We start from the raw sequence: 19,738 nt of genomic DNA, 5'->3' as shown, positions 1-19,738 counted from the left end.
GGTACGCGCCCCCGGGTCAGCGCCTCGGTCAGCGCCTCGGCAGGGTCAGCTCGAACCACACGGTCTTACCGGCGCTGGTGCGGCTCGTGCCCCACTCGCGGGCCAGCGTGCTGACGATACGCAGACCGCGGCCGAACTCGTCGCCGGGGCTCGCGCTGAGCAGCGTCGGCAGCGTGTGGTCGTCGTCGGCCACCTCGCACAGCAGGGTGTCGCCGCGCACGAGCCGCAGTTCGATCCGGCGGCTGTGCGCGTGCCGTACGGCGTTGGTCACCAGCTCGCTGACCATCGACTCGGCCGGGTCGGCCAGCCGGGCCAGGCCCCAGTCGTGGAGCTGTTCGCGGACCACGGCGCGGGCCCGACGGGCCTCGAGCGGGTCGAGCGAGAGCCGCCACTCGGCGACGTCCTCGGGTTCGATGCCGTTGAGCCGGGCCATCAGCAGGGCCACGTCGTCCTTGCGGCCGCCACGGGTGTTGAGGGAGCGGATGATCGTGTCGCAGGCGTCGTCCATGGACGCGGCCGGGTGGGCGGCGGACTCGCAGAGCGTGGCGAGGCCGACGCCGATGTCCTCGCCGCGCACCTCGACCAGGCCGTCGGTGCACATCACGAGCCGGTCGCCGGGTGCCACCCGCACGCGCACCGCCTCGAAGGGCACGCCGCCGACCCCGATGGGCGCGCCGGTCGGCAGGTCGAGCAGTTCGCTGTGGCCGTCCTCGGCTCGGACCAGGACGGGCGGGATGTGGCCCGCGTTGGCGATCTGCAGCTCGCCGGCGATGGGGTCGTAGACCGCGTACAGACAGGTCGCGAGGTAGTGCTCGCCGAGCCGCTGGGCCAGATCGTCGAGGCTGCGCAGGAGTTGGGCGGGCGGCAGGTCGAGCGCCGCCATGGTCTGCACCGCCGTACGCAACTGGCCCATCATCGCGGCCGAGTTGAGGCCGTGGCCCATCACGTCGCCGACGACGAGGGCGGTGCGGGAGCCGGGCAGTTTCACCGAGTCGAACCAGTCGCCGCCGACGCGTCCCAGCAGGGTGCCGGGCAGATAGCGGGTGGCGATGTCACAGCCGGCCATGCGGGGCGCGATGTGCGGCAGCATGCTGTCCTGGAGGGTCTCGGCGACGCTCTCCTGGTAGGTGTACATGCGCGCGTTGTCGAGGACGAGGCCCGCGCGGGCCGCGAGTTCGGCGCCGGTGGCCCGGTCCATGTCGTTGAACTCGACGCGCTCCGGGTGGCGCAGCAGGATCATGAACCCGAGGACCACGTTGCGGGCCTTCAGGGGCACGACCAGCATGGAGCGGTTGGTGATCAGCGGCCTGATGTCGCGCTTCTCGAACTGCGCGGCGATCATGTGCCCCATCTGCTCGCTGATGCGCGGCACGAGGACGGGTTCACCGGTGGTCATGCATTGGAAGAACGGTGTGTGCGCGGGGAACGGCATGGCCTCGCCGACCGGCACGACGTCGTCCCAGCGGCCCGGCTCGTCGGTGTGTTCGAGGGCGACGCGGTGCCACATGGTGGTCGTGTCGGGCACCCCGTCGGGGAAGCCCTCACCGGCGACGACCTGTTCGCGCAGATAGGTGCCCGCCACGTCCGTGAAGCGCGGCACCACGGCCCGGCTGACCTCGAGGATCGTCTGCGCGAGGTCGAGCGAGGTACCTATGCGCCCGCTGACCTCGTTGAGGAACTCCAGGTGTTCGCGGACGGCGACGTACTCGAGGTCCTCGCCCTCCTCGTCCTGGAGTTCCTGCGGCAGGAGCTCGCCGGTGGCCGCCGCGCGCGCCGCTCGCTCACGGCGCGCCTTGCGTTCGGCGCGCCGGGGCACGCCCCAGTCGGGAGTCACCGGCACCCGGTCGTTCTGGCTGAACTCCAGGACGGGGTAGCCCAGTTCGAGGACCTGGGAGACGATGCGGGCGCCCTCACCCACGCTCATGCTGGGCAGGATCTCGGGCAGTCTGTGGGCCAGTTCCTCGGCGCCGGGGAAGTCGGTGTGCAGCGCGAAGCCGGGCGCGATGCGCTCGATGGCCACCTCTTCGTCCTCGTGGCGCAGCGCGTCCGCGTCGGCGGCGAGCACCAGCAGCCGCTCCGGCCCGGGGCCGACCAGCGGGTACGCCCACCACAGGACGTCCACACGGTCCCGCTCGGGCACGGTGAGCCGGGCGCGTCCGGCGGCCGGGTAGGAGAACCGTCCGCCGAGGGAGGACTCCAGGCCGGGGCCGAGTCCGTCGTACGCCGCGTACGCCCCGTAGGGCGCGATCTCGTCCTCTTCGGGGAGCGCGCCGGAGACGGGGAGCAGGTCGACGGCGGGGCGGCCCACCGCGTCCTCCTTGGGCACGCCGAACTGACGCCGGGCGCCCTTGCTCCAGTGGGACACCAGTCCGTCGCGATCGACGACGACCACGGCCAGCGGGATACGCCCGGCGTCGGTGTGCTCCACCACGCCGTTCCCAGCCGAGGGGCCGGGAAGCGAACCCGTCTCGGTGCCATGGTCCATGGCTCAGGCCCTCTTTTCCCGAGTCCGCAAGATCTGTGCCGCCACGACCCACGGTACGACCACGGCCGGTTGCGATGTGTGGCATTACGCGAATTGCGCCCGGGGGCGCCTTCGGCACCCCGCGAGGGGCGCGGGGAACGGCGCGACCAGCCACGGACGACCGGCGGCCGACGGACCCGGCGGGTCCTCGCCCTCCTAGTCCTCGTGTCCCAGCTGCAGATCCCGCTCGGTCCTGCCACCCCCGGCCACCTGGAGCACCGTGGCCACCGGCGGGTACCCGGCCGCGATGACGGTGTACTCGCCGGAGGACAGGTCGACGAACCGGAACGCCCCGTCCGCACCGGTGGTGAGGGTGTCCACCACGTTCCCCGCGGCGTCCAGGAGCGTCACCCGCGCGTCCTCGACGGGCCGGCCGCCGCCCGCCCGCACGGTGCCGCGCAGCACGGCGCCGCCCGCGAGTTCGACGTCCTGACGGGTCTCGCGCGAGGCCTGCACGCTGACGGGGAGGGCGGCCGGGCGGAACGCGGGCGCGCTGGCGGCGAGGGTGTACTCGCCCGCCACCAATTCCGTGATGACATAGCCGCCTTCGCGCCCGCTGCGGGTGGTGGCCACGACTTCCCCGTGGACGTTGGTGAGCGTGACGGTGGCGTCGCGCACGGGGCTGCCGTCCGCGGTCAGCACGCTCCCGGCGAGGCGTCCCGCGCCGCCGAGGACGACGTCCAGTTCCACGGGGCGCTCGCCGATGGTCACCGAGACGGCCTGCGGCTGGTGGCCACCGGCCGCGGCGATCAGGACGTACGACCCTGATCCGGGCGTGGACAGCGCGTACCGGCCGTCCTCGCCGCTGGCGCCCCGCCCGATCTGCTGTCCGGCGATGTCGATGAGGGTGAGCGCGGCGCGCGGCACGACGGTCCCGTCGGGGTGCTGCACGGTGCCGCAGACGGGGATCCCGGCGGTGTGGGAGGAACGGGCCTGCGGGATCGGGGCGTTCACCCGTGGGGCTTCCGGGTCGGCGATGGGGGCGTTGTGGGACACCAGCGGTTTCTCCTTGAGGAAGCAGGCGATGAGCAGGCCCAGGACGAGCACCGGGACGAGATACAGGAAGATCCGCGGCATGGCGTCCGCGTAGGCGCGGACGTAGGCGTCGCGCAGGGCCCCGGGCAGGGAGTGGACGAGCTGCGGGGTGATGGACTCGGGGTCGGGCAGGCCGGTGCCCGCGCGCTGGGGCAGGCGGTCGGCGAGCGCGTCCGAGAGCCGGTGGGCGAACAGCGTGCCGAAGATGGCGGCGCCTACGCTGCCGCCGATCTGCCGGAAGTAGTTGTTGGCGCTGGTCGCGGTGCCGAGGTCGGCGGGGCGCACGGAGTTCTGCACGGCGAGGACCAGGACCGGCATCACCATGCCGATGCCCGCGCCGAGGATGGCCATCCAGACGCTGTACTGGAGGCGGGGCGTGTCGACTTCGAGGCGGGACAGCAGCCACATGCCGAGGACCGACAGGGCGCTGCCGAGGACCGGATAGATCTTGTAGCGACCGGTGCGGCTGATGAGCTGTCCGCAGACGACGGAGGCGCCGACGATGCCGCCCATCATGGGGAGCATCAGGAGTCCGGACTCGGTGGCGCTGGCCCCGTCGACCATCTGCAGGAACGTCGGCAGGTAACTGGCCGCTCCGAAGAGTGCGACGCCGATGACGAGCCCCACCAGGGCGGTGATGTTGAAGACGCCGTCCTTGAACAGCCTCGGCGGGATGAGGGGTTCGGTGGCGAAGCGCTCGGCGACGAAGAAGAGGACGGTCGCGACGAGCGCGCCCGCGCCGAGCCCCATGATGACCCGTGAGCCCCAGGCGTACTCGGTTCCGCCCCAACTGGTCAGCAGGACCAGGCAGGTCGACGCGGCGGCCAGCAGCAGCACACCGAGTACGTCGACGCGTCCGCGCGCGGGGGGCCTGGGCAGCTTCAGCACGACGGTGACGACGGCCAGGGTGAGCAGGCCGAACGGCACGTTGATGTAGAAGCACCAGCGCCAGGAGAGGTGGTCGGTGAAATAGCCGCCCAGGAGGGGCCCGGCGACCGAGGCGAGGCCGAAGGCGGCGCCGATCAGGCCCATGAAGCGGCCGCGCTCGCGAGGCGGCACGATGTCCGCGATGATCGCCTGCACGCCGATCATGAGGCCGCCCGCGCCGACGCCCTGGATCGCGCGGAAGGCGATCAGCTGGTCCATGCTCTGGGCGCGTCCCGAGCACGCCGAACCGGCCACGAAGACGACGATCGCGAACTGGAAGACGCCCTTGCGGCCGAAGAGGTCGCCGAGCTTGCCGTAGACGGGGAGTCCGACGGTGGAGGTGAGCAGATAGGCGGTGATCGCCCAGGACATCCTGCCCAGGCCGTGCAGCTCACCGACGATCTTCGGGAGCGCGGTGGCCACGATCATCTGGTCGAGGGCGGCGAGCAGCAGCGCGAGCATGAGCCCGAAGAAGACCAGCCGTACCTGGCGCGTGCTCAGCCGGGCGGTCCCGGAGGCCGGTGGAGGGGAGTGCCGCGGCGGCGCGGCAGCCGGTTCGTCCTGCACCAGAGTGATCCCGCCCACGTACCGCTCCCCTCGTCGCGCCCACCGCACAATTCCCGCTTATCGCGACAACTGTGAGCAAGCGCGACGAGTTACGGCGTACCGCCGCGTCGCGAGGAGATCCACTCGAACCGGTGAGGGTGACAACGCGCCCCGGGGAGTTGCCTCTTGGGCCGTGCGGCCGTCAAAGAGGCGTAAGTCCGGGCTACTTCTGCGTCTCGGTGGCGAGCTTGTCGAGCACCAGGTCGTAGATCCTGCCGAGGCCCTTGGGCGCGAAGGTCTTCTCGAAGAAGCCGCCGATGCCGCCCGCGCCGTCCCAGACGGTGGTGACGACGACGCGGGACTTGCCCTCGCCGGCCGGGGTGACCCGCCAGGTGGTGACCATGGAGGAGTTGCGGTCCTTCTCGACGAGCTCGCCGTCGGTGGGCTCGGTGACCTCGAGCAGGCAGTCGCGCACGCGCTTGCTGGTGGCCTGGAGCTTCCAGTGGACGAGGGTGCCCTCGCCGTCGCCGCCCTCGCGCACCTCGTACTCGCTGAAGTGCTCGGGCAGCAGCTTCGCGCGGGTGCCGCTGTAGTCGGCCAGGGCGTCGAACACCGCCTCCGCGTCCGCCGCGATGACCCGCTCCGTCGTGGCCTCGACCTGCGCCATTGCACTTCCTCCAGCACTTGGTGACTCGGGGTGTGCGGCAAGCCAACCACCCGGCGGCCCGACCCCCCAAATCGGGGCCCCGAAATGGCGGTCGCACGATCAAGGGAACATGTGTTCTATTCTGTGGCCAGTGCTATCGAGGAGGCGTCATGCGCTGGGACAACCTCACAGCGGACCCCGCCGGGGACCGCGCCCGGGACGCCGCGCTGTTCGGCGCGGACGCGGTGACCACCCGTACGTTCGACAGCCCGGAGTTCCGTGGCATCACCTTCCACGAGATCCGGGCCCGCTCAATCGTGAACCGGGTACCGGGGGCCTCGCGCATGCCCTTCGAGTGGACGGTCAACCCCTACCGGGGCTGCACACACGCGTGTGTGTACTGCTTCGCGCGCAAGACCCACAGCTATCTGGACCTCGACACGGGACTCGACTTCGACTCCCAGATCGTGGTGAAGGTCAACGCGCCGGAGCTGCTGCGCCGCCAGCTCGGCTCACGCCGCTGGCAGGGCGAGCACATCGCGATGGGCACGAACGTCGACTGCTACCAGCGGGCCGAGGGTCGCTACCGGCTGATGCCCGGCATCATCACGGCCCTGCGCGACCACGCGAACCCCTTCTCGATCCTGACGAAGGGCACACTGATCCTGCGCGACCTCGACCTGCTGAAGCAGGCCTCGGAGGTCACCGACGTCGGGATCTCGGTCTCCGTGGGCTTCACCGACTCCCAGCTGTGGCGCACCGTCGAGCCGGGCACCCCGGCCCCGGAGCGCCGCCTGGACGTCGTGCGCACCCTGACGGACCACGGCATCGGCTGCGGGGTCCTGATGGCCCCCGTGATCCCCTTCCTGGGCGACAGCCCGGCCCAACTGCGCGCCACCGTGCGGGCGATAGCGGCCTCCGGGGCCACCTCGGTGACCCCGCTCGTCCTGCATCTGCGGCCCGGCGCCCGGGAGTGGTTCATGGCCTGGCTCGAGCACTACCACCCCTATCTCGTCCGGCGTTACGAGCGGCTGTACGCGGAGGGCGCCTACGCCCCGAAGTGGTACCAGCGCCGGATCACCCGTCAGGTCCACGAGCTGGCCCAGGAGTACGGCATCGGTCCCACGCGCGCGGGGATGCCCCGCAGGATCGCCGCGCCCGCCGAGCCCGTGGCGCCCGCCACGCCGGAGCCGACCCAGCTCACCCTGCTCTGACCACGGCGAACGGCCGTTGTCCGGCCCGTTCCTGACGGCATCCGAGCGGATCACACGGCTCAATCGGGTCAAGACTTTCCAGAACGAGTTCTTCCGGGGCCCCTTTCCGGGACGATGCGGCGAAGGCCGTGGCGTGCACGGCTCAAAATCCTCCGTCCTTGGGAGGCTCTGTGAAGAAACGCGCAGCTGCTCTGTGCGGGGCGGCGGCCGTGCTGGCCGGGATGATCACGTCGATCCCCGCCGACGCGAGCGCCGGTTCCGCGACCGCACCGCGCACCACCCTCACCACCGCGAAACCCACCTGGAAGAAGTGCGGGACCAGCAGCTATCCGACACTCCAATGCGCGTCCCTGAAGGTGCCGCTGGACCACTCCAAGCCCCACGGCCGGCAGATCACCCTCGCCCTCTCACGCGTCCCGCACACCGCGAAGACGTACCAGGGGCCGCTGCTGGTGAACCCCGGCGGTCCCGGCGGCAGCGGGCTCTCGCTGGCCGGATTCGTCGCCTCCTCGCTGCCGAAGGCAGTGGCGGCGCAGTACGACGTCATCGGCTTCGACCCGCGCGGCGTCGGCGCCAGCAGGCCCGCCCTGGACTGCAGGCCCGGGTCCTTCAACCCGGTGCGCCCGGACTCCGTGCCCAGCACCCCCGCGATCGAGAAGGCCAACCTCGACCGCGCCAAGGCCTTCGCGAAGGCGTGCGGCAAGAAGTACGCCGACCTGCTCCCGTACATCGACACGGTGAGCGCGGTCCGGGACATGGACGCGATCCGCGCCGCGCTCGGCGCCAAGAAGATCAACTACTTCGGTTACTCGTACGGCACCTACCTCGGTGCCGTGTACGCGAAGCTCTACCCGCAGCGCGTACGCCGTCTGGTGCTCGACTCCATCGTCGACCCCAACGGTGTCTGGTACGAGGACAACATCGGCCAGGACTACGCCTTCAACGACCGCCACCAGGCGTTCATGGCCTGGGTCGCCAAGCACAACACGACCTACAAGCTCGGCACGGACCCGGCCAGGGTCGAGGCCAAGTGGTACGCCATGCGCAAGGCGCTCGCCAAGAACCCCGCCGGCAAGAAGGTGGGCGCCTCCGAACTGGAGGACACCTTCATCCCGGGCGGCTACTACAACGGCTACTGGCCCTCCCTCGCCGAGGCGTTCGCGGCCTACGTGAACGACAAGAAGACGGCCCCGCTCGTCGCGGCCTACGAGAACCTCGGCGCCATCGACGCCTCCGGCGACAACGGCTACAGCGTCTACACCGCGGTGCAGTGCCGTGACACGTCCTGGCCGCGCGACTGGAACCAGTGGCGCAAGGACAACTGGGCGGTGTACGGCAAGGCGCCGTTCATGGCCTGGAACAACGCCTGGTACAACGCGCCGTGCGCGTTCTGGCCGACGAAGACGCTGCGGCCGGTGAACATCGCCAACAAGGCGCTGCCGCCGACGCTGCTCTTCCAGGCCACGAACGACGCGGCCACTCCCTACCAGGGCGGCGTGACGGTCCACCACGCACTGCGCGGCTCCAGCCTGGTGGTCGAGCAGGGTGGCGGGAACCACGGCATCACGCTGAGCGGGAACGCCTGCCTGGACAAGTACCTGGCGGCGTACCTCACCAACGGCAAGGTGCCGCACGGCAGCGGTGTGGCCGACGCGGTGTGCAAGAAGCTGCCGGACCCGGAGCCGCAGAGCACGAAGGCGGCGCTGTCCACCGCCCCGGGCGGTGCGTCCTCGGCAGGCACGACGCTGCACGGGCTGCTCGGCTACCGCGGCTGAGCACGCCCTGACGGCCCGTCGGGGGCGTTGTCAGACCCATGGTCCACCATGGACGCATGAGTGAGCTGACCCGCATTCCCGCCCCCGACGGGGTCGCCCCCGCCGCCGCGTACTCGCATGTCGTCCTCGGTACGGGCCGCTTCGTCGCGGTCTCGGGGCAGCTCGCCCTGGACGAGGACGGCAGACTCGTCGGCGCGGGCGACGCGGCGGCGCAGGCCCGCCAGGTGTTCGAGAACCTGCGCCGTTGCCTGGCCGCCGCCGGGGCGACCTTTGACGACGTCGTCAAACTCACCTTCTTCGTCACGGACATGGCCCACATGCCGGCCGTCCGCGCGGCCCGCGACGCCCACATACCCGCGGACCGCCTCCCGGCCGCGTCGGCGGTCCAGGTCGCCGCGCTGGTCCGCCCCGAGTTCCTGATGGAGATCGAGGCGTACGCGGTGGTGGACGAGTGAGCGCACTCCCGGTCCGGATCCGGGAGATGGTCCTCTCGGACTGCGAGCGGGTGGCCGAGATCCGCGTCCGCGGCTGGCAGACCGCGTACCGGGGGCTGATGCCCCGGTCGTACCTCGACGCGCTCAGCGTGGCCGAGGACGCGGCCTGCCGGCGCGAGCGTTTCGGGCGGGGCGGCGGCGCGATCGCGAACCTGGTCGCCGAGCGGGACGGCGAGGTGGTCGGCTGGGCCTGCCACGGCCCCTACCGGGACGACGAAGGCCGCGGCGACGGCGTCGGGGCGGCCGAGTTGTACGCGATCTACGTCGATCCCGAGCGGGTCGGGGCCGGGGTGGGCCGAGCGCTTCTCACGGAATCGATCGCCCGCTGCACCGCCGCGGGGCACGAGCGAATGCTGCTGTGGCTGCTCGAGGGAAACACCAGGGCACGTCGGTTCTACGCCCAGGCCGGGTTCGGTCCCGACGGTGGCGAGGAGCCCTTCGATGTGGACGGTGTCGCGGTGCCCGAGATCCGGTACGCCCGCACCCTCACGCGCCCGGACGCCGGCACCGGCGCGCGCCCGTAGCGGGAGAACATCTTTGCGATTCCGACCGTTCCCGTGCGGACGTCACGGACTACGCTCGAAGGGCCGGGTCCGGAGCGCGACGACACGGTGAGCACGGTCGACGAGGCGCTGCGGGAGGCGGCCCGTCGGCCGCCCGCCGTGTCACCCGGGCAGCCGGGCCAGCGCGTGCACCGCCGCCTCGGCGAGTGCCGGATGGGCGAGCGCCTCGTCCAGGACGGGTCTCGCACGTACGTCCCCCAGCTCCCCGAGCCCCTCCACACAGGCCAGGGCGACTGCGCGGTAGGGGTCGTGGGGGCGCAGCCTGCGCCCCAGGGTGGCGATCAGCGCCGGTACGGCCTCGGGGGCGCGCAGCTCGACCAGGAGCCGTACGGGATGCAGCGCGTAGGCGACGCGCAGTTCGTTGGTGGCGAGCGCGGCCGCCGCGCGGGCCGTGCGCGGATCGCCGAGGCGGGCGAGCGCGTGCGCCGCGGACGCGCAGCGCTGTGGGTCGCGGTGGTTCAGCAGCAGGACGAGCGCCTCGAAGGCCCGCCGGTCCCCGGCGAGTCCGAGCCGGAAGGCGACCAACTCCCGGGCCCACAAGGGCTGTCCGGGCGCGATCAGCGCGTCGGCCAGCACCTTCGGATCCTCGGTCGCCGCAAGTCGCTCGTACGTCGGCGAAGCCCCCGCCTCGTTTCGTAGACGCTCCGTGAGTGATCGCAACTCTTCGTCCATGAAGCCGAGCCTAGGCGCGGCCCCCGTCGCTCCGGGACCTACCTCACAAACTCGGGGGCTGGCGCGCTCGTTACCGGCGGGTTAAGCTCAGACGAGCGAGTTACCCACTCGCGTCTTGCTTGCGGTGGCCTGGTGACGCAGCCACCGTGAGAGCAGTCGGTTCGGTACCTCAGGTACCTCAGTACGACACGGCTCCGGGACAGGGCCGGTCGGCTTCACCGTCCCCTGGGCGCGCCCTCGCGCGCACCTCCCTCTGGACGGCACCGGGCGTGTGCGCTCGTCAGCCCGGCACCACCCGCACTCTCCGCACTCCGTGCGCCTCCTGGGCGTACCTGCGTGCGCTCCTCAGTCGTCACCCTCTTCCTGGAGTCCCGCGATGGCAACTCCCCTGTCCGACACCCCTCTGTCCCCCATCAAGACCGTTGCCGTCGTCGGCCTCGGCACGATGGGCACCGGCATCGCCGAGGTCCTCGTCCGGGCCGGCCGCGAGGTCATCGGCATCGACATCAGCGAGGCGGCGGCCGCCCAGGCCGTCTCCGCCCTCGAAGCCTCCACCGCCCGCGCCGTGCGACGCGAGCGCCTCAGCGAGCAGGACCGCACCGACGCCCTGCCCCGCTTCCGCACCTTCACCGACCTCGCGGCCGCCGCCGACGCCGATCTGGTCATCGAGGTGACCCCGGAGTCGTACGACATCAAGCAGCAGGTCTTCCGGGCGCTGGACGGCATCGTGCGTCCGGACACCATCCTGGCCACCGGCACCAACGCCCTCTCGGTGACGCGCCTGGCCGCCGACTCGGCCCGCCCCGAGCGCGTCCTCGGCCTGCACTTCTTCAACCCGGCGCCCGCGATGAAGCTGGTCGAGGTCGTCTCCTCGGTGCTCACCGCGCCCGCGGCCGTCTCCGCGGTCACCAACCTCGCGCTCGACCTCGGCAAGGAGCCCGTCGCCGTCGGCGACCGCCCCGGCTTCGTCGCCGACGGGCTGCTGTTCGGCTACCTCAACCAGGCCGCCGCGATGTACGAGGCGAAGTACGCCTCCCGCGAGGACATCGACGCCGCGATGAAGCTCGGCTGCGGACTGCCCATGGGTCCGCTCGCGCTGCTCGACCTGATCGGCGTCGACACCGCGCGGACGGTCCTGGAGGCCATGTACGCCGAGTCCCGCGACCGGCTGCACGCCCCCGCACCCATCCTCAAGCAGCTCAGCGAGGCGGGCCTGACCGGCCGCAAGTCGGGGCGCGGCTTCTACTCCTACGAGGCGCCCGGCAGCGCGACGGTCGTGCGGGACGCGCTGACCCCCCTCTCCGGCGGCCCCGAGGTCCCCGGCCGCACGGTCCGCTCCGTCGGCGTCGCGGGCTCGGGAACCATGGCCTCCGGCATCGCCGAGGTCTTCGCGAAGGCCGGGTACGAGGTCGTCCTCGCCGCCCGCACCGAGGAGAAGGCACAGGCCGCGAAGGCCCGCATCGGCAAGTCCCTGGCCCGCTCGGTCGACAAGGGCCGGATGACCGCCGAGGCCGCCGCGAGCACCCTGGACCTGATCGTCCCGGCGGGCTCGTACGATGCCTTCGCCGACGTCGATCTCGCCCTGGAGGCGGTGGCCGAGGACCTGGAGGTCAAGCAGCAGCTGTTCGGGGTGTTCGACAAGGTCTGCAAGCCCGGCGCGATCCTCGCCACGACCACCTCCTCGCTGCCCGTCGTCGCCTGCGCCCGTGCCACCTCACGCCCCCAGGACGTGATCGGCATGCACTTCTTCAACCCGGCTCCGGCGATGAAGCTGGTCGAGGTGGTCCGAACCGTCCTGACCGCGGACGACGTGCACGCCACGGTCCGCGAGCTGTGCGGGAAGGTCCGCAAGCACCCGGTGGACTGCGGGGACCGGGCCGGTTTCATCGTGAACGCGCTGCTCTTCCCGTACCTGAACAACGCGATCAAGATGGTCCAGGAGCACTACGCCACCCTCGACGACATCGACGCCGCGATGAAGCTGGGCGGCGGTTACCCGATGGGGCCGTTCGAACTCCTCGACGTGGTCGGTCTGGACGTCTCGCTCGCCATCGAGAAGGTGCTGCACCGCGAGTTCCGCGACCCGGGTCTCGCCCCCGCGCCGCTCCTGGAGCATCTGGTGGCCGCGGGCTGCCTCGGCCGCAAGACGGGCCGCGGCTTCCGCGAATATGCCCGCCGCTGAGCGTCCCGGCGACCGGCTGGCCGACACCGCCGACTGGGGCGGACTGCTCGGCCCGGCCGGGAGCCCCCCGCCCGTCGAGGGCGGGGGGTTCCCCGGACATGCGCTTTCCCCTGCGCACATGCAGTACGTTCGGGTCATGCCCCAGCCCGCCAAGCCCTCACGTACACCAGCCACGCCCGACGCTCCGGAGAGCGCCGCGGGCAGTCGCGCCGCCGCCCAACGGCTCAAGATGCGCCGAGAACTGGCGGCCGCGGCCATGGAGCTGTTCGCGACCAAGGGGTACGAGGCGACCACCGTCGACGAGATCGCGGCCCGGGCCGGGGTGGCCCGCCGCACGTTCTTCCGCCACTTCCGCTCCAAGGAAGAGGCGATCTTCCCCGATCACGACGACACCCTGATCCGCGCGGAGGCGGTCCTCAACGCGGCTCCGGCGCACGAGCACCCGCTCGACACGGTGTGCCGCGGCATCAAGGAAGTCATGACGATGTACGCGGCCCAGCCCGAGATCTCCGTCTCGCGCTACAAACTGACCCGCGAGGTACCCACGCTCCGGGAGGCCGAGATCGCCTCCGTGGCCCGCTACGAGCGGCTCTTCACCCGCTATCTCCTGGGCCACTTCGACGAGCACGCGCACGACGACGACGCCAACGACGATCCGCTGCTCGCGGAGGTCGCCGCGTCCGCCGTGGTCACGGCCCACAACCACGTCCTGCGGCGCTGGCTGCGGGCGGGGGGACAAGGCGACGTCGAGGCGCAGCTGGACCACGCCTTCTCCATCGTCCGCAAGACCTTCGGGACGGGGATCGGGGCGGGGCGGGAGACCACGCCCCGTACGGCGCCGGCGTCCGCCTTCACCGAGGGCGACGTCCTGGTGACCGTGGCCCGGGTCGACGCGCCGTTGGACCAGGTCATGCGGACCATCGAGCAGGCGCTGCGGGAGCGGTCGTAGAACGCGGGGCGAGGGGGCCTTCCGGCGCCGGAGGCGCGGTCCCGCCCGGACTCACGCGCGCCCGGCGGACGGGCCGAGTCCCCTCCTGACGGCTCAGCGTACTGATCACGGACCGGTCCGCGGTGGTCATCGGCTGCGGGGACGCGGGCCGGCTGGGCACGGTCCACGAGGCGTCGTACGAGGTGCTGCACACCCGCGGACCCGCGACGCACAGCTGCGCACAGGCGCGGCGGCCGCGTGGGGTGCTGCCCGGGATGAGCCTGCCGGTGACCGTGGGCACGGAGGCGGTGGGCACGGTGTGCCTCACGGGCGATCCGGCGGAGGTGCGCCGGTTCGGGCTCGTGGTGCAGCGGCGGGCCGAGATCCTGCTGGAGGAGGCGGCCCCGCTGCGCTCGTGGCTGCTGCACGAGCGGGCGGTGGACGACTGCGTGCGGGACCTCGCGCCGTACGACCCCGAGGCCGTCGACGCCGAGACGGTGGAGGCGCGGGTGGCGGAGCTGGGGGCTCGATCCCTTCCTGCCGCGGACCGCCGTGCTGCTGCACGTCCGGGCGGGTGTGACGGCGCCGGTGTCACGGATGATGCTGCTTCGGACGGTACGGGAGGTGTTCGGCGGCGGGCAGGACGTGGCCGGGGATACGCCACCGCCCCAGCCGGACGGGCGGGCGCCTCGAGGCGTGGGCCGAAAAGTGCTGCCCCTCGGGCCGGTACGCCCCCGGATCCCGTCGCCCGCACCCCCGGCTCCGCCGCCGAGCGCCCCCGTCGTCGACCGCCCGGCGCAGCCGATGCCCGGCGCCCCCGGACGTCTCGCCGCCCCTCCGCGACGCCGGCTCACCCCGACGCCGCCTCCGCACGCACCCCCACACCAGAACCCTTACGCCGTGCCACCGACACCAGGTGTTCTCCGAAGCCGCCCACCGCCCCGCGCCTCCGGCCCCCGCACCGGCCCCTCCATACCGCCCCTGACCAGTGCGCTTTGATCGATCATCGGTCGATCTGATCGATCATCGCTCACGTGTTACGTAAAGATTTCACCTGAGCGAAACTCATGGCACTCCGTGCCTTGCGGGGTGACACGGCGTGCCATACGTTGATGTTGTCCGGGCGGCCGGCGTGCAGAGACCTTTCGTACGCCGGCTGTCCCCGCAAGCCACTGGCGAGCGCGCCCGGACGCCTGCGTCACAGGCAACCTTTTGCGCCAACCCGGCGCTGCCACCGCACCACCCCTCCGCCGAACCGACGGCACACCCCTCACTCCCAGCAGCACCGACGTAACCCTCAAGTGTCTTCCCTCAAGACGCTCATCGCCGGAGGCAACACCGTGAAGGACATCCTGGACGCGATTCAGTCGCAGACGGCCACGTCTGCCGACTTCGCCGCTCTTCCGCTCCCCGAGTCGTACCGCGCGATCACCGTGCACAAGGACGAGACGGAGATGTTCGCGGGGCTCACCACCCGCGACAAGGACCCCCGCAAGTCGATCCACCTGGACGACGTGCCGGTGCCGGAGCTCGGCCCGGGCGAGGCCCTGGTGGCCGTGATGGCCTCCTCCGTCAACTACAACTCCGTCTGGACCTCGATCTTCGAGCCGATGGCGACCTTCGGCTTCCTGGAGCGCTACGGCAGGCTCAGCGAGCTCACCAAGCGCCACGACCTGCCGTACCACATCATCGGTTCCGACCTCGCGGGCGTCGTCCTGCGCACCGGCCCCGGCGTCAACGCCTGGAAGCCCGGTGACGAGGTCGTCGCGCACTGCCTGTCCGTCGAGCTGGAGTCCAGCGACGGGCACAACGACACGATGCTCGACCCCGAGCAGCGCATCTGGGGCTTCGAGACCAACTTCGGCGGCCTCGCCGAGATAGCCCTCGTCAAGTCCAACCAGCTGATGCCCAAGCCCGACCACCTGTCGTGGGAGGAGGCCGCCGCTCCCGGGCTGGTGAACTCCACCGCGTACCGGCAGCTCGTGTCGAGGAACGGCGCCGGTATGAAGCAGGGCGACAACGTCCTCATCTGGGGCGCGAGCGGCGGGCTCGGCTCGTACGCGACGCAGTTCGCGCTCGCCGGTGGCGCCAACCCCATCTGCGTCGTCAGCAGCGACCAGAAGGCGGACATCTGCCGGGCGATGGGCGCCGAGGCGATCATCGACCGCAACGCCGAGGGCTTCAAGTTCTGGAAGGACGAGCACAACCAGGACCCGAAGGAGTGGAAGCGGTTCGGCAAGCGCATCCGTGAGCTGACGGGCGGCGAGGACGTCGACATCGTCTTCGAGCACCCGGGCCGCGAGACCTTCGGCGCCTCCGTCTACGTCACCCGCAAGGGCGGCACCATCGTCACCTGCGCCTCCACCTCGGGCTACAACCACGAGTACGACAACCGCTACCTGTGGATGTCGCTGAAGCGCATCATCGGCTCGCACTTCGCCAACTACCGCGAGGCCTGGGAGGCCAACCGGCTGGTCGCCAAGGGCAAGATCCACCCGACGCTCTCCAAGGTGTACTCCCTGGAGGAGACCGGGCAGGCCGCGTACGACGTCCACCGCAACCTCCACCAGGGCAAGGTCGGCGTGCTCGCGCTGGCGCCCCGCGAGGGCCTGGGTGTGCGCGACGAGGAGAAGCGTGCCCAGCACATCGACGCCATCAACCGCTTCCGGAACGTCTGAGGTCCCGAGATGACTGAGCGTCAGAACGCCGCTGGACGGCGGGAGAAGGACCGGCCGTGGCTCATGCGGACCTACGCCGGTCACTCCACCGCCGAGGCGTCCAACGAGTTGTACCGGCGCAACCTCGCCAAGGGGCAGACGGGTCTGTCCGTGGCCTTCGACCTGCCCACGCAGACCGGGTACGACCCCGACCACATCCTCGCCCGCGGCGAGGTCGGCCGGGTCGGGGTGCCGGTCTCGCACCTCGGTGACATGCGCCGGCTGTTCCAGGACATCCCCCTGGAGCAGATGAACACCTCGATGACCATCAACGCCACCGCCATGTGGCTGCTGGCGCTCTACCAGGTCGTCGCCGAGGAGCAGGGCGCCGACATCACCAAGCTCCAGGGGACGACGCAGAACGACATCGTCAAGGAGTACCTGTCGCGGGGTACGCATGTCTTTCCGCCGGTGCCCTCACTCCGGCTGACGACGGACATGATCGCGTACACGGTCTCCCACATCCCCAAGTGGAACCCGATCAACATCTGCTCGTACCACCTCCAGGAGGCGGGCGCGACACCCGTCCAGGAGATCGCGTACGCGATGTCGACGGCCATCGCCGTGCTGGACGCCGTCCGCGACTCGGGGCAGGTGCCCGCCGAGAAGTTCGGTGACGTCGTCGCCCGCATCTCCTTCTTCGTGAACGCGGGCGTCCGGTTCATCGAGGAGATGTGCAAGATGCGGGCGTTCGGGCGGATCTGGGACCAGGTCACGCGCGAGCGGTACGGCATCCAGGACGCCAAGCAGCGGCGTTTCCGCTACGGCGTCCAGGTCAACTCGCTCGGTCTGACCGAGGCGCAGCCGGAGAACAACGTCCAGCGGATCGTCCTCGAGATGCTGGCCGTGACGCTGTCGAAGGACGCACGCGCGCGTGCCGTGCAGCTGCCCGCCTGGAACGAGGCGCTGGGGCTGCCCCGGCCCTGGGACCAGCAGTGGTCGCTGCGCATCCAGCAGGTGCTGGCGCACGAGAGCGACCTGCTGGAGTACGAGGACATCTTCGAGGGCTCGCACGTCATCGAGGCGAAGGTCGCGGCGCTCGTCGAGGAGTCACTCGCCGAGATGGACCGGATCGACGAGATGGGCGGGGCGATGGCCGCCGTCGAGTCGGGCTATCTGAAGTCGCAGCTCGTCTCCTCGCACGCCGAGCGCCGGGCCCGGATCGAGGGTGGCACCGAGAAGATCGTCGGCGTCAACATCTTCGAATCGACCGAGCCGAACCCGCTCACCGCCGACCTGGACGCGGCGATCCAGACCGTCGACCCGGCCGTCGAGGCCCGTGTCGTCGCCGCGCTCCAGCAGTGGCGCGACACGCGCTATCAGCCGCCGTTCAACCACCCGCGCCCCTGCAAGGCGCTGGAGCGGCTGAAGGAGGCGGCCAAGGGCACCGACAACCTCATGGAGGCCACCCTGGAGTGCGCCCGCGCCGGGGTCACGACCGGCGAGTGGTCCGAGGCCCTGCGCGAGGTGTTCGGCGAGTTCCGCGCCCCGACCGGCGTCTCGTCCGCGCCCGTCGCGGTCACCGCCGAGGAGGGCACCGCGCTGGCGCTGGTGCGCCGCAAGGTCGAGGAGACCGCCCGCGAACTCGGCGTCGGCAAGCTCCGCTTCCTGGTGGGCAAGCCTGGCCTGGACGGGCACTCCAACGGCGCCGAGCAGATCGCCGTGCGCGCCCGCGACGCCGGGTTCGAGGTGGTCTACCAGGGCATCCGGCTCACGCCCGAACAGATCGTGGACGCGGCTGTCGCCGAGGACGTGCACGGCGTCGGCCTGTCCATCCTGTCCGGCTCGCACGCCCAGTTGGTGCCGGACGTGCTGGAGCGGCTGCGCGAGGCCGGCGCGGCCGACATCCCGGTGATCGCCGGCGGGATCATCCCGAACGCCGACGCCGAACTGCTGCGCGCCGCGGGAGTCGCCGCGGTATTCACACCGAAGGATTTCGACATCACCGGAATCATCGGCCGTATCGTCGACGAGATCCGGAAAGCGAACAAGCTCGACCCCCTGGAGGTCCCCGCATGACCACGCCCGTCAACCGCCTTCGCCCGCGGCGTTCCTGCCTGGCCGTGCCCGGCTCGAACCCCCGCTTCCTGGAGAAGGCCCAGGGCCTCCCCGCGGACCAGGTCTTCCTGGACCTGGAGGACGCCTGCGCCCCGCTTGCCAAGCCCGAGGCGCGGCACACCATCGTGAAGTTCCTGAACGAGGGCGACTGGACCGGCAAGACGCGGGTCGTGCGGGTGAACGACTGGACGACGCACTGGACGTACCGCGATGTCGTCACGGTCGTCGAGGGCGCGGGCCAGAACCTCGACTGCATCATGCTGCCCAAGGTCCAGGACGCCCAGCAGGTCGTCGCTCTCGACCTGCTGCTGACGCAGATCGAGAAGACGATGGGCTTCGAGGTCGGCAAGATCGGCATCGAGGCGCAGATCGAGAACGCGAAGGGGCTCGTCAACGTCGACGAGATCGCCGGGGCCTCACCGCGTGTAGAGACCATCATCTTCGGCCCGGCCGACTTCATGGCCTCCATCAACATGAAGTCGCTGGTCGTGGGCGAGCAGCCGCCGGGCTACCCGGCGGACGCGTACCACTACATCCTGATGCGCATCCTGATGGCCGCCCGTATGCACGACCTCCAGGCGATCGACGGCCCCTACCTCCAGATCCGCAACCAGGAGGGCTACCGCGAGGTCGCCCGGCGCGCCGCCGCCCTGGGCTTCGACGGCAAGTGGGTGCTGCACCCGGACCAGGTCGCCGCGGCCAACGAGATCTTCTCGCCCTCCCAGGAGGACTTCGACCACGCCGAGCTCATCCTCGACGCGTACGAGTACTACACGTCCGAGGCGGGCGGCAAGAAGGGCTCCGCGATGCTCGTTGACGAGATGATCGACGAGGCCAGCCGCAAGATGGCCCTGGTCATCTCGGGCAAGGGCCGGGCGGCCGGCATGCAGCGCACGTCCAAGTTCGAAGCCCCGGAGGCCTGAGCACCATGCAGTTCGGACGCACGTACGAGGAGTTCGAGGTCGGCGCGGTCTACAAGCACTGGCCCGGGAAAACGGTCACGGAGTACGACGACCACCTCTTCTGTCTCCTGACCATGAACCACCACCCCCTCCACATGGACACGAACTATGCGGAGCGGACGACGGACTTCGGCAGGAACGTCGTCGTGGGCAACTACATCTACTCGCTGCTGCTCGGCATGTCCGTCCCGGACGTCTCCGGGAAGGCGATCGCCAACCTCGAGATCGAGTCGCTGAAGCACGTGGCGCCGACCTTCCACGGCGACACGATCTACGGCGAGACCACGGTCCTCGACAAGACACCCTCGAAGTCGAAGAGCGACCGCGGGATCGTCTACGTCGAGACCAAGGGCTACAAGCAGGACGGCACGCTGGTGTGCGTGTTCCGCCGCAAGGTCATGGTGCCGACCGAGACGTACATCAAGGAGCGCGGGGGCGAGCAGCCCGGCCGTCCGGAACTCACCGCACCTGCGGACAAGAAAGCGGAGAAGTAGC

Annotated in this window: 15 protein-coding genes; 11 read left to right on the top strand and 4 right to left on the bottom strand. The window is 70.9% G+C overall.

Features of this window, described 5'->3' with window-relative positions:
- Nucleotides 1-28 precede the first annotated feature (28 nt).
- From ACIRA5_RS14975 to ACIRA5_RS14965, 3 genes are all read right to left on the bottom strand, one after another.
- Complete coding sequence (locus tag ACIRA5_RS14975; RefSeq protein WP_403690922.1) at nt 29-2,485, bottom strand: SpoIIE family protein phosphatase; 2,457 nt, start codon at nt 2,483-2,485, stop codon at nt 29-31.
- A 195-nt stretch (nt 2,486-2,680) separates the two neighbouring features.
- The gene (locus tag ACIRA5_RS14970) at nt 2,681-5,071 is read right to left on the bottom strand and encodes an MFS transporter (protein WP_403690921.1); all 2,391 of its coding nucleotides are present in this window, start codon (nt 5,069-5,071) and stop codon (nt 2,681-2,683) included.
- 184 nt (nt 5,072-5,255) lie between these two features.
- Entirely contained in the window at nt 5,256-5,699 is a 444-nt protein-coding gene (locus tag ACIRA5_RS14965; protein WP_054230290.1) for an SRPBCC family protein, read from the bottom strand.
- A 149-nt stretch (nt 5,700-5,848) separates the two neighbouring features.
- Here ACIRA5_RS14965 and ACIRA5_RS14960 point away from each other — a divergent pair, with 149 nt between their 5' ends.
- The 4 genes from ACIRA5_RS14960 (at nt 5,849) to ACIRA5_RS14945 (ending at nt 9,685) form a co-directional block, all read left to right on the top strand.
- Nucleotides 5,849-6,892 (top strand): Rv2578c family radical SAM protein, encoded by a 1,044-nt coding sequence (locus tag ACIRA5_RS14960; RefSeq protein ID WP_403690919.1) that lies wholly within the window; start codon nt 5,849-5,851, stop codon nt 6,890-6,892.
- Nucleotides 6,893-7,062: 170 nt separating this feature from the next.
- On the top strand, nt 7,063-8,667 hold the full coding sequence (locus ACIRA5_RS14955) for an alpha/beta hydrolase (RefSeq protein WP_403690917.1): 1,605 nt from the start codon (nt 7,063-7,065) through the stop codon (nt 8,665-8,667).
- A gap of 56 nt (nt 8,668-8,723) precedes the next feature.
- Entirely contained in the window at nt 8,724-9,122 is a 399-nt protein-coding gene (locus tag ACIRA5_RS14950) for a RidA family protein (RefSeq protein ID WP_403690915.1), read from the top strand.
- 26 nt (nt 9,123-9,148) lie between these two features.
- Nucleotides 9,149-9,685, top strand: coding sequence for a GNAT family N-acetyltransferase (locus ACIRA5_RS14945; protein WP_403691325.1), 537 nt, complete (start codon nt 9,149-9,151; stop codon nt 9,683-9,685).
- A gap of 141 nt (nt 9,686-9,826) precedes the next feature.
- Here the strand turns inward: ACIRA5_RS14945 and ACIRA5_RS14940 are convergent, their stop codons facing one another.
- A complete protein-coding gene (locus tag ACIRA5_RS14940) occupies nt 9,827-10,396 on the bottom strand; it encodes an adenylosuccinate lyase (RefSeq protein WP_403690913.1) in 570 nt (189 codons plus the stop codon).
- 376 nt (nt 10,397-10,772) lie between these two features.
- Here ACIRA5_RS14940 and ACIRA5_RS14935 point away from each other — a divergent pair, with 376 nt between their 5' ends.
- The 7 genes from ACIRA5_RS14935 to ACIRA5_RS14905 all read left to right on the top strand — a co-directional run bounded on the left by ACIRA5_RS14935 (nt 10,773) and on the right by ACIRA5_RS14905 (nt 19,737).
- The gene (locus tag ACIRA5_RS14935) at nt 10,773-12,578 is read left to right on the top strand and encodes a 3-hydroxyacyl-CoA dehydrogenase family protein (protein ID WP_403690911.1); all 1,806 of its coding nucleotides are present in this window, start codon (nt 10,773-10,775) and stop codon (nt 12,576-12,578) included.
- Between the two features lie 136 nt (nt 12,579-12,714).
- Complete coding sequence (locus ACIRA5_RS14930) at nt 12,715-13,527, top strand: TetR family transcriptional regulator (protein WP_403690909.1); 813 nt, start codon at nt 12,715-12,717, stop codon at nt 13,525-13,527.
- 122 nt (nt 13,528-13,649) lie between these two features.
- Entirely contained in the window at nt 13,650-14,525 is an 876-nt protein-coding gene (locus tag ACIRA5_RS14925; protein WP_403690907.1) for a sugar diacid recognition domain-containing protein, read from the top strand.
- Nucleotides 14,526-14,846: 321 nt separating this feature from the next.
- Nucleotides 14,847-16,184 carry a crotonyl-CoA carboxylase/reductase gene (gene ccrA, locus ACIRA5_RS14920; protein ID WP_054230524.1) on the top strand — a complete coding sequence of 446 codons (1,338 nt, stop codon included), beginning with the start codon at nt 14,847-14,849 and terminating at the stop codon, nt 16,182-16,184.
- Nucleotides 16,185-16,193: 9 nt separating this feature from the next.
- On the top strand, nt 16,194-18,242 hold the full coding sequence (locus ACIRA5_RS14915; protein WP_403690906.1) for a protein meaA: 2,049 nt from the start codon (nt 16,194-16,196) through the stop codon (nt 18,240-18,242).
- Nucleotides 18,239-19,204 carry an HpcH/HpaI aldolase/citrate lyase family protein gene (locus ACIRA5_RS14910; protein WP_403690904.1) on the top strand — a complete coding sequence of 322 codons (966 nt, stop codon included), beginning with the start codon at nt 18,239-18,241 and terminating at the stop codon, nt 19,202-19,204. The genes ACIRA5_RS14915 and ACIRA5_RS14910 overlap by 4 nt, the downstream gene beginning before the upstream one ends.
- 5 nt (nt 19,205-19,209) lie before the next feature.
- Nucleotides 19,210-19,737: a MaoC family dehydratase gene (locus ACIRA5_RS14905; RefSeq protein WP_403690902.1), complete on the top strand. Its 528-nt coding sequence runs from the start codon at nt 19,210-19,212 to the stop codon at nt 19,735-19,737.
- Nucleotide 19,738 lies beyond the last annotated feature (1 nt).

Origin of the sequence: Streptomyces sp. NPDC096311, assembly GCF_044763085.1 — a bacterium.
GTDB lineage: Bacteria > Actinomycetota > Actinomycetes > Streptomycetales > Streptomycetaceae > Streptomyces.
Note: the sequence above shows the minus strand (reverse complement) of the source record. Positions and strands in the feature narration are given on the sequence as shown.

Coding starts and splice junctions, on each gene's coding strand:
- ACIRA5_RS14965 (WP_054230290.1), bottom strand. CDS start 5,699: ATGGCGCAGGTCGAGGCCACGACGGAGCGGGTCATCGCGGCGGACGCG.
- ACIRA5_RS14930 (WP_403690909.1), top strand. CDS start 12,715: ATGCCCCAGCCCGCCAAGCCCTCACGTACACCAGCCACGCCCGACGCT.
- ACIRA5_RS14950 (WP_403690915.1), top strand. CDS start 8,724: ATGAGTGAGCTGACCCGCATTCCCGCCCCCGACGGGGTCGCCCCCGCC.
- ACIRA5_RS14935 (WP_403690911.1), top strand. CDS start 10,773: ATGGCAACTCCCCTGTCCGACACCCCTCTGTCCCCCATCAAGACCGTT.
- ACIRA5_RS14910 (WP_403690904.1), top strand. CDS start 18,239: ATGACCACGCCCGTCAACCGCCTTCGCCCGCGGCGTTCCTGCCTGGCC.
- ACIRA5_RS14905 (WP_403690902.1), top strand. CDS start 19,210: ATGCAGTTCGGACGCACGTACGAGGAGTTCGAGGTCGGCGCGGTCTAC.
- ACIRA5_RS14945 (WP_403691325.1), top strand. CDS start 9,149: ATGGTCCTCTCGGACTGCGAGCGGGTGGCCGAGATCCGCGTCCGCGGC.
- ACIRA5_RS14975 (WP_403690922.1), bottom strand. CDS start 2,485: ATGGACCATGGCACCGAGACGGGTTCGCTTCCCGGCCCCTCGGCTGGG.
- ACIRA5_RS14915 (WP_403690906.1), top strand. CDS start 16,194: ATGACTGAGCGTCAGAACGCCGCTGGACGGCGGGAGAAGGACCGGCCG.
- ACIRA5_RS14940 (WP_403690913.1), bottom strand. CDS start 10,396: ATGGACGAAGAGTTGCGATCACTCACGGAGCGTCTACGAAACGAGGCG.
- ACIRA5_RS14960 (WP_403690919.1), top strand. CDS start 5,849: ATGCGCTGGGACAACCTCACAGCGGACCCCGCCGGGGACCGCGCCCGG.